General features: G+C 72.3%; 11 protein-coding genes and 1 rRNA gene. 4 read left to right on the forward strand and 8 right to left on the reverse strand.

All coding sequences use genetic code 11. The features are described from left to right. Positions 1 to 113 (forward strand): 5S ribosomal RNA (gene rrf / locus V3T34_RS16035); the annotation flags it as partial. Between the two features lie 181 nt (positions 114 to 294). Here the strand turns inward: rrf and V3T34_RS16040 are convergent. The 3 genes from V3T34_RS16040 to V3T34_RS16050 all read right to left on the reverse strand — a co-directional run bounded on the left by V3T34_RS16040 (position 295) and on the right by V3T34_RS16050 (position 4,614). After that, positions 295 to 1,398: an ATP-dependent DNA helicase gene (locus tag V3T34_RS16040; RefSeq protein WP_060846067.1), complete on the reverse strand. Its 1,104-nt coding sequence runs from the start codon at positions 1,396 to 1,398 to the stop codon at positions 295 to 297. Next, entirely contained in the window at positions 1,395 to 3,185 is a 1,791-nt protein-coding gene (locus V3T34_RS16045; RefSeq protein WP_305079682.1) for a cation:proton antiporter domain-containing protein, read from the reverse strand. The genes V3T34_RS16040 and V3T34_RS16045 overlap by 4 nt, the downstream gene beginning before the upstream one ends. 124 nt (positions 3,186 to 3,309) lie before the next feature. Then, entirely contained in the window at positions 3,310 to 4,614 is a 1,305-nt protein-coding gene (locus V3T34_RS16050; protein WP_305079681.1) for a cystathionine gamma-synthase family protein, read from the reverse strand. 248 nt (positions 4,615 to 4,862) lie between these two features. On the opposite strand from V3T34_RS16050, the gene V3T34_RS16055 reads away from it, so the two are divergent. Both V3T34_RS16055 and V3T34_RS16060 read left to right on the forward strand, forming a co-directional pair. Further along, complete coding sequence (locus V3T34_RS16055) at positions 4,863 to 6,092, forward strand: ATPase (RefSeq protein ID WP_305079680.1); 1,230 nt, start codon at positions 4,863 to 4,865, stop codon at positions 6,090 to 6,092. Then, positions 6,089 to 6,742: a hypothetical protein gene (locus tag V3T34_RS16060; protein WP_060846071.1), complete on the forward strand. Its 654-nt coding sequence runs from the start codon at positions 6,089 to 6,091 to the stop codon at positions 6,740 to 6,742. The genes V3T34_RS16055 and V3T34_RS16060 overlap by 4 nt, the downstream gene beginning before the upstream one ends. A gap of 31 nt (positions 6,743 to 6,773) precedes the next feature. On the opposite strand, the gene V3T34_RS16065 is transcribed toward V3T34_RS16060, so the two are convergent. The 5 genes from V3T34_RS16065 to V3T34_RS16085 all read right to left on the reverse strand — a co-directional run bounded on the left by V3T34_RS16065 (position 6,774) and on the right by V3T34_RS16085 (position 11,814). Then, entirely contained in the window at positions 6,774 to 7,835 is a 1,062-nt protein-coding gene (locus V3T34_RS16065) for an MBL fold metallo-hydrolase (RefSeq protein ID WP_331369231.1), read from the reverse strand. A gap of 476 nt (positions 7,836 to 8,311) precedes the next feature. Continuing rightward, positions 8,312 to 8,704, reverse strand: coding sequence for a PilZ domain-containing protein (locus tag V3T34_RS16070; RefSeq protein ID WP_060849225.1), 393 nt, complete (start codon positions 8,702 to 8,704; stop codon positions 8,312 to 8,314). Between the two features lie 119 nt (positions 8,705 to 8,823). Next, positions 8,824 to 9,051, reverse strand: a complete 228-nt coding sequence (locus tag V3T34_RS16075) for a hypothetical protein (protein ID WP_060846073.1) — start codon at positions 9,049 to 9,051, stop codon at positions 8,824 to 8,826. A 241-nt stretch (positions 9,052 to 9,292) separates the two neighbouring features. After that, entirely contained in the window at positions 9,293 to 9,694 is a 402-nt protein-coding gene (locus tag V3T34_RS16080; protein ID WP_305079678.1) for a cysteine hydrolase family protein, read from the reverse strand. 77 nt (positions 9,695 to 9,771) lie between these two features. Next, positions 9,772 to 11,814 (reverse strand): NAD(+) synthase, encoded by a 2,043-nt coding sequence (locus V3T34_RS16085; RefSeq protein WP_305079677.1) that lies wholly within the window; start codon positions 11,812 to 11,814, stop codon positions 9,772 to 9,774. Between the two features lie 217 nt (positions 11,815 to 12,031). On the opposite strand from V3T34_RS16085, the gene V3T34_RS16090 reads away from it, so the two are divergent. Then, positions 12,032 to 15,491, forward strand: a 3,460-nt coding sequence (locus V3T34_RS16090; RefSeq protein WP_331369232.1) for a DNA translocase FtsK, incomplete at its 3' end; no start/stop codon positions are given.

The raw sequence follows: 15,491 nt of genomic DNA on the forward strand, positions 1-15,491 counted from the left end.
GGTGGTCAGAGCGGGGTGATCAGAACCCGATCCCATCTCGAACTCGGCCGTTAACCGCCCCAGCGCCTATGGTACTGTGTCTCAAGACACGGGAGAGTCGGTCACCGCCAGACCTGCCAAGCACGTCATACATTCCCTCGACACGATCCGAACCACGAAGCCCGCCCGGCTCATGCCGGGCGGGCTTTTTCGTCGAGCGATTGTAATGCTGCTCGACCGCACGTTCTTCCTTGCCGGTGCAGAATGGCGTGCGGGGGCAGGCCGGGGGGGCAAGGTCGGGACGACCCCTGCCCCCTACACCACCACGGTGATCGCCTCCGCCGCGCGGGTCAGCGCCGTGTAGAGCCAGCGCGCCCGGTGCTCGCGGAAGGCATAGGATTCGTCGAACAGCACCACCTTGTCCCACTGCGAGCCCTGCGCCTTGTGCACGGTGAGCGCGTAGCCGTAGGTGAATTCCTCGGTCTCGCGCCGCAGGATCGCCGGCACCTCCTCGTCGCTGCCGGCGATCACCGAGCGCAGGACCCGGATGTCCTGGGGCTTGCGGCGCACGGCCGGGTCGTCCTCCGGCACCACGTCGAGGCGCACGAGGTCGGGGCGGGGGGCGGCGCGCAGGGCCTGGACGGTCCAGGTCGAGCCGTTGAGCAGGCCCTTGGTGCGGTCGTTGCGCAGGCAGACCAGCTTCTCGCCCACCGCCGGCATCGGGTCGACGTGGCCGATCAGCTCGCGGATGCGGCCGTTGTAGAGCCGCCGGGTGCGGTTCATGCCCACCAGCACCTGGTCGGCGGCGAGCACCGTCTGCGGGTCGATGGCGCGGCGCGGGATCACCCGGCTGTCGCCGTAGGTGCCGAACTCGAGCCGCCCGCCCTCGCGCACCGTCATGGCGAGGCGCACGATCGGGTTGTCGGCGGCCTGGCGGTGGACTTCCGTGAGCATCACGTCGGGCTCGGCCTCGGTGAAGAAGCCGCCGCCCTTCACCGGCGGCAGCTGCGCCGGATCGCCCAGCACCAACACCGGGGTGTCGAAGGAGAGAAGGTCGTTGCCGAGGTCGCCGTCGACCATCGAGCATTCGTCGATCACCACGAGGGCCGCCTTGCTCACCGGCCCGGTGCGGTTGAGGGTGAAGGCCGGCCCGCCCTCGGTATCCTCGCGGGTGCGATAGATCAGGCTGTGGATGGTGGAGGCGTCGGGGCAGCCCCGCGCGCGCATGACGGACGCCGCCTTGCCGGTATAGGCGCAGAAGAGCACCCCGCCGTCGACGTCCTCGGCGAGGCGCTTGGCGAGCGTGGTCTTGCCGGTGCCGGCGAAGCCGAACAGGCGGAAGACCTGCGGGCTGCCGCGCTTCAGCCAGTCCGACACCGCCTTGAGCGCCGCCTCCTGCTGGGCGCCGAGCCCGCTCACGAGGTCTTGCCCACGGTGCGACGGGCCTGGAAGGCGGCGGCCGGCGGCGCCTCCTTGCGGCGCAGGATCGCCCGGAACTCGTCGCGGCGCTCGTGGATCGAGGCGATGACGAGACCCATCGGCACCCCGACATCGACCAGCACGGCCTCCGAGAGCTGGAGCGAGGCCTCGATCGTCTCGGGCACGGCATCGTCCACGCCCATCTCGTAGAGGGCAGTCGCGTGGCGGGCGTCCCGGGCGCGGGCGACGATGGTCAGGTCCGGCCGCTCGGTCCGGGCGGCCGCCACCACCGCCTCGACGGCGCGTGGCTGGTCGAGGGTGACGACCAGCGCCCGGGCGGTGTCGATGCCGCAGCGGCGCAGCAGGTCGGCATTGGCCGAATCGCCGAAATAGACTGGGTTGCCGAGCCGGCGCTGGTCGGCGACGCGGGCGGCGTCCATGTCGAGGGCGATGTAGGGCACCTTGTGGCGGGCCAGCATCTCGGCGACGAGCTGGCCGACCCGGCCGTAGCCCGCGACGATCACCCGGCCGGGCTGGCGCTCCGCCGGGGGCGGCTCGGCCCGGGCGCGGCCGAGCGCGGTCCGGTCGATCCGCCGGCCGAGGCGGCGGGCGAGCGCGGCGAGGCCGGGAATCATCACCATCGTGGCGGTGGTGACGACGAGGGCCGCCTGGCCGAGATCGTCGGGCACGAGGCCGGCGGCGAGCGCGCTGCCGACGAGCACGAAGGCGAACTCGCCCCCGGGCCCGAGCAGCAGCGCCGATTCGAGCGCTACCGCCCGGGGCAGGCGCAGGGCCCTGCCGACGCCGAGGATGACCCCGCCCTTGAGGATGAGGAGCCCGACGGCCAATCCCAGGATGGTCAGCGGCGTCTTCATCAGCACCGCCGGGTCGATGCCCATGCCGACCGAGACGAAGAACACTCCGAGCAGCAGACCCTTGAACGGGTCGATCGTCGCCTCGATCGCCCGGCGGTACTCGGTCTCGGCCAGCAGCAGCCCGGCGACGAACGCCCCGAGCGTCATCGACAGGCCGCTCGCCGCGGCGACGAGGGCGGTCGCCGCGATCACGAGGAGGCAGGCCGCCATGAACAATTCGGGGCTGCGGGTGCGGGCGACGAGCTGGAACAGCGGGCGCAGGCCCAGCCGCCCGACGCCGACGAGGAGTGCCAGCGCCACCACGGCCTGGCCGAGCGCGATGGCGAGCCCCGTCACCGCGTCGCCGTCCTTGCGGCCGAGCACCGCGATGGCGAACAGCACCGGCGCGACGGCGAGGTCCTGGAACAGCAGCACCGCGAAGCTCGCCCGGCCGGCCGGCGTGTTGAGGCGCTTCTGCTCGGCCAGCACCGGCAGCACGATGGCGGTGGAGGAGAGCGCGAGCGCCAGCCCGACCAGGATCGCGGCGGTGGGCGGGACCTCGAGCGCCATCAGCACCGCCGCGACGAGGAGGCCCGACACCGCGACCTGCAGCGAACCGAGGCCGAAGACGAGGCGGCGCAGGATGCGCAGGCGCTCCCAGGACAGCTCGACCCCGATCATGAACATCAGGAACACCACGCCGAGCTCGGCGAGATGCGCGATCTCGGTGCGGTTCGAGATCGTCACCACGCCTAGCCACGGCACCGTCTCGGTGAGCCGTCCGAGGCCGGACGGCCCGAGGAGCGCGCCCGCGCCGATGAAGCCGAGAACCGGGCTGACGCGCAGGCGGTGGAACAGCGGCACCACGATCCCGGCGGTGACCAGGAACAGGATGACTTCCTTGTAGGAGCCGGACGCGGCGTGCTCGGTCATCGGGAGCGGCGGGGCCTTCTCGGTTCGCGGGAGGGGGGCCCGCCGACGAGGCGCGGCCGGGGCGGCGCCATCATGCGGAGGGCCCCCGCCGGGGCAAGCCAAAACGGGCCGCGCCCGGTGCTTTTCAATCCAGGGTGGCGAGAGCCGCCTGCAAGTCGGCCGCCAGATCCTCCGGATGCTCGATGCCGATCGAGACCCGGATGGTCGCATCGGTGACGCCGAGCCGGTCGCGCACCGCCTTCGGCACTCCCGAATGGGTGGTGGAGGCCGGGTGGCTCGCCAGCGATTCGGTGCCGCCCAGGCTCACCGCGAGCTTGAACAGCTGGAGCGCGTTGAGCACCCGGAAGGCCTCCGCCTCGCCGCCCGCGACGTCGAACGAGAAGGTCGAGCCGGGCGCGGCGCATTGCGCGGCGTAGACCCGCGCCGCGCCGGAGCCGGGCTCGAGATGGCCGAGGTGGTGGAGCCGCGTCACCTTCGGGTGGGCGCGCAGGCGCTCGGCGATGATCTCGCCGTTGCGGCTGGCCTTCTCCATCCGCAGCGTCAGGGTCTCGAGCGAGCGCCCGAGCATCCAGCACGAATGCGGATCGAGCTGGGTTCCGATCGCCGAGCGCAGCAGCCGCACCGGCTTCATCCGGGCCGCCGAGCCGAGCGCCGCCCCGGCGATGAGGTCCGAGTGGCCGCCGACATACTTCGTCAGCGAGTAGACCGAGATGTCGGCACCAAGGCGCAGGGGATGCTGGAAGAGCGGGCCGAGCAGGGTGTTGTCGCACACGACCACGGGCGCCTGGCCCCCCTGCCCGGCGCCGATCCGGTCGGCGGCGGCGCGCACCAGCGCCAGGTCGACGAGGGTGTTGAGGGGGTTCGAGGGCGTCTCGACCATCACGACGCTGACGCGCCCGCCGCCCTCCTTCGCCAGGGCCTGCGCCGCGTCGGCGGCCGCCGTGACGCTGCCCTCGTCGGTGCCGTCCTGGAAGCCGACGGCGCGAATGCCGAACCCGGCCAGCGTCTTGGCGATCAGCGTCTCGGTCCCGCCGTAGAGCGGCTGGGAGTGCAGCAGCACGTCCCCGGGGCGGGCATGGGCCAGGATCACGGTGGCGATGGCCGACATGCCCGACGAGAACAGGAGGGCTGCCTCCGCCTCCTCGAACACCGCCAGGCGGTCCTCGACGATCTCGCTGTTGGGATGGTTGAAGCGCGAATAGACGAGGCCCGCCGCCTCGCCGGCCGGCGGCTCGCGCCGGCCCGAGACGTAGTCGAAGAACTCCTTGCCGTGCTCGGCGGAGGTGAACACGAAGGTCGAGGTGAGGAAGACCGGCGGCTTCACCGCCCCCTCGGACAGGGCGGGGTCGTAGCCGTAGCCGAGCATCAGCGTCTCGGGGTGCAGGCGGCGGTTGCCGAGCGTGGTCTTGTGGTAGCGGTCGTCCGACATGCGGGCCTCGCTCCGGTCTGGCGACGCCAGCTTCATCCGGCGTCGGGAATCGGCGCACGGCGGCGCCACACGCCGCGAGTCTAGCGCGGCCCGTCGCGTTTTGCGGTGCGTAATGCGGGATCGGGACGCTGCGCCGCGGCATGCCCGGCTCGCCCAGGGCGCAATTTCGGCGCAAAACCCGCATAACGGGAAGGATTGAGATTCCGTGTACGCACCCGCCCTCCGAGGGGGCGAGGCGAGGAGTTGTGATGGGCCGACAGCCTCCCGATCGGGTGATCGTGCGCGAGCGGCGCGCCTGGGTCGACGAGTCCGACGCCTGGAAGCAGGACCGCGCGGTCCGCAAGGGCTATCGCATCCGCTGGGGCTACGTCGGCATCGCCTACGTGGTCGAGGCGCTGGTGATCTGCACCTCGCTCGCCGGCGCCTGGTTCTTCGCCGAGACCTACGCCGACCGCCACGACCAGAGCTTCTGGTTCATGCTGATGGCGCCGATCGTCTACGCAGCGATCGAACTGTGCCGGGTGCCCCTCGGCATCCTGATCCGGGTGCAGCGCGACTGGCTGATCAAGGGCCTGGCGATCGTCGGCATCGTGATGGCGGCGGGCGTGACCACCAAGTCGGTGTCGCAGCTCGGCGAGATGATGTTCCATCCCCGCCTCGCCGAGGCCTCGAAGGCCCGCACCCTGCTCAAGGAAGCCGAGGCCGACCGGGGCACGATCGACAACCGCATCGCCCAGGCCGATGCCCGGGTGGCGCAGTACGCGGCGGAGGCCGCCGCGCTGGAGAAGCGTTCGGCCGAGGCGTCGTCGCAGCTCGCCGGCCTGCCGGGGCAGCGCTGCGAGCGGCTGTCGGGCACCAACAGCCGCGGCAAGCGCTACAGCTACATGCGCTGCGTCACCGATCCGCGCACCGCCACCATCGCGGGCAGCCTGAAGAGCGCCGGCGACGAGCGCGCGGTGGTGGCCAAGAACCTGGCGGAGGCCCGCGCCGCCCGGGCGCAGCTCGACCGCGCCGCCGCCGACCGGCGGGTGACCGAGGCCGAGGGCGCCTACCGCGACGCGGTGCGCCGCTCGCAGCTGCACTCCTTCACCGCCATGGTGTACGGCGCCGATCCGATCGATGTCACCGACCAGCAGGTCCACGCCTTCCTGCGGATCTTCGTCTTCGCGCCGGCGCTCTGTGCCGCCTTCGCCTCGACGCTGCTCGCGCTCTGCGCCGTGCAGGTCCGCAAGACCTACCGCGACGAGGACGACCTCGACACGGTGATGCAGGCCGAGGGCATGCCGCTTCTCCTCAACCAGATGGCCGAGAGCGCGACCCAGATCCAGGACGCGCAGCGGGCGATGCGCGAGGCCGCGGTGGCCTCGGGTGCCGCCATCCCCCTCGACCAGCGCCGCTCCCCCACCGTGCCGCAGGCCGGCACGCCCCCGGCGGCGCCTTCGCGCGACGACGACCGTATCGAGAGACCGAGACCGTGAGCTATCTCGCACCGGGCACCCCGGAGAACGTCGCGCTCGCCCAGCACGTCAACGGGCGCCTGCGGGCGGAGGCCCGGATCTCCAACGCCCGCGCCTTCCTGTTCCGCGCGATCGGGTTCGGCGCCTTCATGGGGCTGGCCGGCGCCGGGCTGGGCGCGGCCTTCTACGGCTACGCGACCATGAACGAGGTCGGAAACGCGTCGGACACGCTCGCCAAGGCCCTGACCCAGGCCCTCGAGACCACGACCCTCAAGACGAGCGGCGAGGTCCGGCTCGCCGACAACACCCTGAAGATCGAGGGCGGCCTGCCGGCCTCCAAGGGCCTGCCCGACGTGTCCTCGCTCACCGGCAACCAGGGCAAGTCGGAGGCGCCCGCCAATGCCGCGGTGCGCACCAGCTTCACGGTGTTCAAGACCGTCCCGTTCCTCGACGGCACGATCGTGACCGGGTGGAACTTCAAGGGTGACGAGCAGAAGCCTGAGCAGCAATACTGCTACCTGACGCGGCCACAGACCTTCGGCGACGGCACCACCTCGCAGCAGATCACCGTGGCGATGGACGGCAAGGTGCTGCCGCAGCCGGCGAAGTCAGAGATCAACTTCGCGACTATCGCCCGCAGCTGCATCTGGTTCGACCCCTCGAAGCTCTGAAGAGGTGAATCAGGGCCCGCCCGGGCTCCCCTCACCCGCCCCAGACCTGCCCCGGACGCAGCGCCAGGAACCGATCCGCCGGGATCTCCGCCGCTGCCAGCGCCCGGCCCAGCGCCTCGGCGGGCTCGCCCGGGCCCTCGTTGGTGAGGCGGAACGTGCCCCAGTGGTGGCCGAGCGCCTGCTCGGCCCCGACCTCGCGAAACACCCGCACCGCCTCCTCGGGGTTCATGTGCTGGGGCTGCATGAACCAGCGCGGCTCGTAGGCGCCGATCGGCAGGGTGGCGAGGCGCGGCGCGCCGAAGCGCTCCCGCACCGGACGGAAGATCGCCCCGTCGCCGTAGCCGGTATCGCCGACGTGATAGAGCACGCCCCGCGGCGTGGTGAGAACGAAGGCGCACCAGAGCGCCATGCGCCGGTCGTTCACGCCCCGGGCCGACCAGTGATAGGCCGGCACCAGGTGGACCACGATCCCGCCGCCGAGATCGACCGATCCGCCCCAGTCCCGGGTCTCGACCGGGATCGTCGCGTCGTAGCTGCGGATGATCGCATCGTTGCCGAGGGGCGCCACGAAGGTCGGGGCGTGCTCGGCCCAGAGCCGGGCCAGGATCGGCCCGTCGAGATGGTCGTAGTGGTTGTGGGTGATCAGCACCGCATCGATCGGCGGCAGCGCCGAGAAGGCGATGCCCGGCGGGTTGACGCGCTTGGGGCCGGTGAAGCCCACCGGGCTCGCGCGCCGCGCATAGACCGGATCGACCAGGATGTTGCGGCCCGCGACCTGGATCAGCAGGCTGGCATGCCCGATATGGACCACCCTCAGCCCCTCGACCCGCTCCGGCGGCGCGTCCGGCGGGAACGGGCTCGGGACCCGGGCCGGCCAGACCTCCCGCCCGCCGCCGAGCTGCCAGCGCGCGACCTCGCCGACGCCCTTGTCCTGCGGCTGTCCCGGCGAGAAGAACCGCACCCCGTCGAAATGATCGCTCACGGGCCCCTTGTAGTAGGGGTTGCGGTTGCGCCGGTGCGCGGCGTAGCCGACGCCGCCGAGCGTCATCACCGTCATGGCGCTGGCGAACTTGAGGAAGCCACGGTTCTTCATGCCTGCGGAGATGACCGATCGCAGGCCAGGGTCAAGATGCGCGCCCGCGGACCCTTCGCCGCGCCCGAGCCGCATTGCGCCGCGCCGCCGAACGGTTACATTGATCCTATCGGAAACAACAGGAAGGAGGTGATCCAGTGTCTCATTGTCATCAGCCGCGGTCGTCTGCGCACCGGACCTGGATCGTCGCCTCCGGCTTCACGGCCTGAGCGCACGACGAGCTATCCGGGATCGGTGATGATCCTGCGGAATTGCTGATGCAATTCTGATCGATCGGTCGGACCGCGGTTCGGCAATGGAAGGGCTGCCTCGGCAACGGGGCGGCCCTTCGCATGTTCGGGGAGTCGATCGTCCTGGCAAGCGCGCCCACGCGGCGCCCTGCCGGATCGGCGGGCCGCCTGCTCATCCGACGACGCGCCTCGGCGCCACGTCGCGCCTCTTCGTGATCACGACGCTTCGATCGGGCCGGGAGGTCCCTACGCGGTCCGTTCCAGCAGCATCGCCTCGGCTTCCTTGAGCTGGCGCTGCAAGGCGGCGTTCTCGGCTTCGAGCTCCTGGATGCGGGCGAGCAGCGCGGCCGTCGACGGTTCCGCGGCGGCCGGCGCCGCGGCCCGGGCCGGCTCCTCGGCGAAGGTCACCCCGATGCTGTCGTCCTTGCGCCAGCGCAGAGTCGCCTTGTAGGTGCGGTCCTTGGCGGGGATCAGGAGGTCGAAGCCGCCCGGCAGGGTCGCGGTCTGGCTCAGCATCAGCCGCGCCCCGGAGCCCGAGAGATCCCGGACCAGGCAATCCATGCTGGAATTGCCGTTGTTGAAGATGATGCGTCCCTTCAGGAACGTCCGCAGGCGGGTCTCCCTGCGCAGCTCGGACATGTCGGACATGGCGGCCAGCCCCGTTCGGCCTCGCGGGTTTCGGTACGGGGCGATCATGCCCCGCGGACCTTTAAGGAATGTTCGCCGCGATCCGCGAGTCCCCGGTCCCGACCCCGCGTTCAGCCCTGCCCGCCGCCCATGCTCTGGAACAGGTAGAAGCCGTTGAAGCGCACCGCGGTCGCGGCCGCCGCGCCATCAAAGCCGACGGGCCGGGGCGTGCTGCCGTCGAGCTTGCCGCCGAAGGCCCAGCGCGCCTCGGTGACGAAGGCCGGCACGGCGTAATCCTCCGGCACCGCGCAGACCAGGCCGTCGAGACTCTTCAGGCAGAACAGGTTGTAGCTTCGCATCGGATCGCCTCCGCTCGCAGGTGCTGCCCTCGCAGGTGCTACCATGGCGTCCATCCGGTAAGGCCCGATTGGGCCGAGACTATGTCGCGCCTTCCGGCATGGCGATACCGCAATCTCCGCCGTTCCGCCAAGTGCGGTCCGGCACAGAGCGATGCAATCACGAAAACGTGCGAGCCGGGAACCGTGGGACGACACGGGAAACAACGCAGAAAACAGGGGAATGGCGGGGGCGGTCGCGGTCTTATCGCTCCATCAACTCGGACAAATTCCAGTTGTGCAGGATCTGGTCGACGGTCGCGACATCAAGGTGTTGGCGAAAGCGCTGCCCGTAGAGGGTCATCATCGCGTCGTGGATCTCGTCCGACGAGGAGCACACCGCGTCGGCGGCGAGCACGCTGCGGTAGTCGCGGTCGATCGCCCCGAGCACGCTCGCCAGCACGCAGACGTCGGTCTCGCCGCCGGTGATCACCAGGGTCTCGGCCCGGCGCGCCCGCAACGCGCTCTCCGGCCCCGGCTCCATCCAGGGCGTGTGCCATGCGGTCTCCTCGGCGAAGAGGTTCTGCATGTCGACGCAGACATGCACGGCCCGCTTCTCGAGCGGGCCGTTCGGCAGGACGTCTGTCCCGGTGGGGATACCGGCCATCGCGGTCGGCTCCCGTGCGGGGGCTCTTCACGGCCCCGCGGCCGGACCAACTTAGATACTCCTGTGGGGTTTCTGATCTAGCCGTGCGGGACGTTGCGCTCCAGCTCTTCGAGCCAGATCCGGGCGTTGCCGTCGGAAGGCGCGCGCCAGTCGCCGCGGGGCGAGAGGGCGCCGCCCGCCGCCACCTTCGGCCCGTTCGGCAGGGCCGAGCGCTTGAACTGGCTGAAGCCGAAGAAGCGGCGCAGGAACACCACGAGCCAGGCCCGGATCTCCGGCAGGGCGTACGCCCCCCGCTTCGCCTCCGGGAAGCCGGGAGGCCAGGGCCCGCGGCTGGCATCCTCCCAGGCCATCAGCGCCAGGAAGGCGATCTTCGAGGGGCGGTAGCCGTAGCGCAGCGTGTAGAACAGCGTGAAGTCCTGCAGCGCGTAGGGACCGATCTTCGATTCGGTGCTCTGGATCGTCTCGCCCTCGCGCGCCGGCACCAGCTCGGGCGAGATCTCGGTGGCGAGGATGGCGTCCAGGGTGGCACCGACCTCGGCCTCGAACTGGCCCGAGGCGATCACCCAGCGGATCAGGTGCTGGATCAGGGTCTTGGGCACCCCGGCATTGACCGCGTAGTGGGACATCTGGTCCCCGACGCCGTAGGTGCACCAGCCGAGCGCCAGCTCCGACAAATCGCCGGTGCCGATCACGATGGCGTCGTGCTGGTTGGCGAGCCGGAACAGGTAATCGGTGCGCAGGCCTGCCTGCACGTTCTCGAAGGTGACGTCGTAGACCTCCTCGCCCCGCCCGAACGGGTGGCCCATGTCGGCGAGCATCTGGCGGGCGGCCGGGCGGATGTCGAGCTCGGCCGCGCGGGTCCCGAGCGCCGCCATCAGCCGGTGCGCGTTGCCCTTGGTCTCGTCCGAGGTCGCGAAGCCCGGCATCGTGTAGGTGAGGATGTCGGTGCGCGGCAGGCCGAGCTCGTCGAAGGCCCGGGCGGCGACGATCAGCGCGTGGGTCGAATCGAGGCCGCCCGAGATGCCGATCACCACCCGCCGGGTGCCGATCGCCCGCAGGCGCTGGACGAGGCCGGCGACCTGGATCGTGTAGCCCTCGTAGCAATCCTGGGCGAGGCGGGCGGGATCGGCCGGCACGAAGGGGAAGCGCTCGACCGTGCGGCGCAGGCCCAGATCCGCCTCCGGCGGCGCCACCCGGAACGGCACCCGGCGGAAGGCCGGCGCGGCGCCCAGGACCTGCCGGGCGTTGTCGTCGAAGCTGCCCATCTGGGCCCGCTCCTGGACCAGCCGGTCGAGGTCGATGTCGGCGCTCGTCACCTGCGGTTCGGCCGGGAAGCGCGGACCCTCGGCGATCGCCTCGCCGTCCTCGTAGATCGCGGTCTGCCCGTCCCAGGACAGGTCGGTGGTCGATTCGCCCGGGCCCGCCGCGGCGTAGATGTAGGCGGCGAGGCAGCGCGAGGAGGCCGAGCGGCAGAGCAGCGCCCGGTTGTCGGCCCGCCCGATGGTGATCGGGCTGCCCGAGAGGTTGGCCAGCACCGTGGCGCCGGCGAGGGCGGCCAGCGCCGAGGGCGGCACCGGGATCCACATGTCCTCGCAGACCTCGACCCCGAGGACGAGGCCCGGCAGGTCCTCGGCCGGAAACAGCAGGTCGGTGCCGAACGGCGCCTCCAGGGCGCCGACGCGGATCGTCTCGCCGGTCACCCCGGCGCCGGGGGCGAAGTGGCGCTTCTCGTAGAACTCGCGGTAGTTCGGCAGGTAGCTCTTGGGCACCACCCCGAGCAGCCGGCCGCGATGGATCACCGCGGCCGTGTTGTAGATCCGGTTGCGGTGGCGCAGGGGGGCGCCGACGACGAGGACAGGCATCAGCTCGCGGCTCGCCGCGACCAGGCCGGCGAGCGCCGCCTCGACCCGTTCGCGCAGCGTCTCCTGCAGCAGCAGGTCCTCGAGCGCGTAGCCCGACAGGCACAGCTCGGGAAACACCGCCACCGCCGTGCCGTCCGCGTCGCAGCGTTGCGCCAGCCGCAGGATCTCGGCCGCGTTGGCGTCCGGGTCGGCGATGTGGGTGCGGCCGACGCAGGCCGCGACCCGGGCGAAACCGTGCCGGTAGAGGGATCGGAACATCGTGCGGGCAGCCCCTTCTCGCCGGAAATGCCCCCGTTCCTTAACGCGCCGGCCCGCGGCCCGGTACCCGGGGGCCCGTGCCTAATCCGGCGTTAACGATGCCGTGGCTAACTGGGCCCATGCGATGCGGCCGCGGGCCGCCCACACTCAAATCGGCATCATGAGACAATCGGGACGGCCACCCTTCTCCGACTCCTCGCCGCGTGCGCCCCAGCGGGTGCGCGACCATCTGCGCCCGCCCGAGCACCGGGGACGCCCGCTCGGCGTCCTGGCGCAGACCGTGATGAACCTGCGGGCGATCCTCGCCCGCCGTTTCGCGCCGCCGGCCCCGCCGGCCCAGCGCGACTACGCCTTGAGCCGGCGCGCCACCCCGAGCTGGATGGCCGACGCGCTCGTGCGCCCGACGCCGCCCGAGCCCGGCCCGGTTCCGGCCGCCCCGCCCGAGCCGTGGAGCCAGAGCCCGTTCGCCCCGCCGGCCCATCCCGCGCCCCGGCCGGCGCGGGCGGCGGCGTCCTTCGCGCCGCAAATCGAAGCTTTTTCGCCCGAGGCTTTTTCTCCCGAACCCTGGGTCCCGACGCCCGCCCCCGTCCCGGCCGAGGCGCCGCGACCCGTCGCACCCCGTCCGGCACAGGTCCGCGAGCAGGAGGTCCACGGCTACGGCCCCGCGGCGTCTCCCGAGGCGCCGGCCCGGTCCCCCGCTCCGCTGCGGGCCGCCGACGCCGTCGTGCCGCCGGCCGCGCCAGCGCCGGTCGAGTCCTTCCTTCCCGACGAGCCGGAGGGCCTGGCGTCCCCGGCCGTGACGGTCGCGCCCGAGCCGGCGGCCCCGCGCCGCGCCTCGACCTGGGCGCCCGATCCGGCCCTCGTTCCCGATGGCGGGTGGGCCATGCCGATCCCGCCCGCGGGCCCGGCCCGCGCCGTGCTGACCCGCGCCCGCCGCCGGGACGCCGAGCCGGACGCGTCCTCCGAGCCCGAGGCGCGCGCGCGGCCGGTGACGGAGCGCGCACCCGAGGCCGGCGTGCGCTTCACCCGCACGCCCGACCACGTCCTGCAGATGCGCCAGCGCCGGCGCGAGCAAGCCGTTCGCGAGAGGGAGGAGGCCCAGCGTGCCGCGCAGGCCGAGGCCGAAGCCCGCGCCGCCGCCGAGCTCGCGGCTGCCGAGGCGGCGCAGGCCGAGGCGGAGGCCGCCCGGATCGAGGCGGAAGCGGCCGCGGCGGCCGCCGCGGTCCCGATCTGGCGCCAGCCCTTCGTGCTGCCCCCCGGCGTGCGCTTCACCCGCACGCCCGACCACCTGCTGCGCCATTCCGCCGAGGAGGCCGCCCCGGCCGAGCCCGCGCCGCCGGCCGCGGTCGGCGACACGGAGTCCGAGTCGGTGCCGGTGGCCGAGCCGATCGTCGCCGCGACCGCGGAGCCCCCCGCGGATTTCGACGCCCTGGATCCGTCCGCCGGGGCCTCGCCGGTCGCGGACCTCTCCGGCATCGCGCCGGTGGCCGCCTGCTTCGTCGCCGCGCCGATCTCGGTCGAGCCGGCGCGGTTCGAATGCGCGCAGGTCGAGACGGCGGTCGTCCGGCCCGTCGTCTTCGGTCCCGCCCCCCTGTTCGGTCCCGCACCCCTGTTCGGTCCCTTGCCCGAACCGACGCCCGGGAGCGTCGCGGCGATGCCCGAAGTGCTGCCGCCGGTCCCCGGCCTTGTCGTCGAGCCGGTGGACGCCGCGGCCGCGCCGGCCGTGACGTTCGACGTGCCCGACGCCGCCATCCTGGTGCCGGTCGACGTCTCGCATCTGCGCTCCCTGCCGCCGCGCCCGGTCTACGCCCTCGACCGCCTGCTGCAGCACGACTGGACCCACCCGCTCTCGACCGCCGAAGAGCAGGACAACCGCCCCTTGCCGGAGCCGGAGCCCGAGACGGTCGAGGCCGCCGTGCCGGAGACGGCGGTGTCCGCGCCCGTCGCCGACTTGGTGGCCGAGGTCGCCGCGTCCGCGATACCCGCCCCCGCAGCCGAGCCGGATTCCGTACCGGCGCAGGACGTTGCCCAGGTCGAGGGTGTCGCCGAGGTTCGGGACATCGCCGAGGTCGAGGAGTCCGCCCCGGTCCATGCCGGCCCGGCCGTCGAGGCCGTCGAGGCTCACGGGACATTCCCGCCCGCCACGATCCTGCTGCCGGCGCCCGTGCCGATGCTGGCGCTCACCTATGCGCCGCTGGCGGACGCGATCCTCCTGCCTGCGCCTGCGGAGCCCGCATTCGTCGCGCCGTCCCTGCCTGCCCTCGCGGTCGAGGTCGCGTCGGTCGTCGCCGACGAGCCCTCCGCATCCGAGCCGGTCGTCGGCGGGTTCGCGGCGATCGACTCCGCGGTGCCTGCCTTCATGCCGGCGTCCCTGACCGCGACGGGCTTTGCCGCCACGTCCTTCTCCTTCGCGCCCGTGCCGTGGTCGTTCATCGCCGCGGATGCCCAGCCGCTGGGATCGGCGACCCCGTCCGAGCCGTCGCCGGTCGCCTCCGCTCCCGCGGAGCCCGCCCCGGCCGCGGCGCCCCAGGTGGGGCAGCCCTTCGTCTACGTGCCGACCGGCCGCCAGAACGCGCAGCCGCCGGCCCCGACGCTGCCCTCGCCGCCGCGCCCGCCGCGCATCATCCTGCCCGTTGCGATACAACAGGAGCCCGTTGCGCCTCAACAGGGGCCGATCGCGACGCAACCCGAGCCGGGCCTCGCGCAGCCGGAGACGTTTGCCGCGCCCGCCATGCCCACGGCCGCGGACTTCGCGCCGCAGCCGGCGCCGTCCGACGGCATCGTCTTCAACCCGTACGCCGAGCCGTACGCCGCCGCGGCATCCGCGTGGTCGCCCGCCCCGTCCGAGCCGCAGGGCCTCGTGATCGGCACAACCGGGCTCGCCGTCGATCTCGGCCTCGATGCCGACGACGACGGGGAGGACGAGGACGACATCCTGGCGCCGGTCGCCACCATCCCGCTGCGCCAGGCCGCGCGTTTCGAGGTGCCCTACGAGCTTCCCTCGGTCGACCTCCTGGCCGAGCCGCGGGAATCGGACGGCAGCAACCTCGATCCCGAGATGCTGGAGGACAACGCCCTCCAGCTGCAGCAGGTGATCCAGGATTTCGGCGTGCGCGGGGAAATTCTCGCCGTGCGTCCGGGCCCGGTGGTGACGCTCTACGAGATGGAGCCGGCGCCCGGCACCAAGTCGAGCCGCGTCATCTCGCTCGCCGACGACATCGCCCGCTCGATGTCGGCGATCTCGGCCCGCGTCGCGGTCGTGCAGGGCCGCAACGCCATCGGCATCGAATTGCCGAACCTCAAGCGCGAGACCGTGTACCTGCGCGAGCTCCTGACCTCGCCGGTCTTCACCGAGACCAAGCAGAAGCTCGCGCTGTGTCTGGGCAAGAACATCGGCGGCGAGGCGATCATCGCCGACCTCGCCCGCATGCCCCACCTGCTGGTCGCCGGCACCACCGGCTCGGGCAAGTCGGTCGCCATCAATACCATGATCCTGTCGCTGCTCTACCGGCTGAAGCCGGAGGAGTGCCGCCTGATCATGGTCGACCCCAAGATGCTGGAGCTGTCGGTCTACGACGGCATCCCGCACCTGCTCTCTCCCGTCGTCACCGACCCCAAGAAGGCGGTCATCGCCCTCAAATGGGCGGTGCGCGAGATGGAGGAGCGCTACAAGAAGA

The sequence above is a fragment of the Methylobacterium ajmalii genome (genome assembly GCF_036448855.1).
In the GTDB taxonomy this organism is placed as follows: Bacteria; Pseudomonadota; Alphaproteobacteria; order Rhizobiales; family Beijerinckiaceae; genus Methylobacterium; species Methylobacterium ajmalii.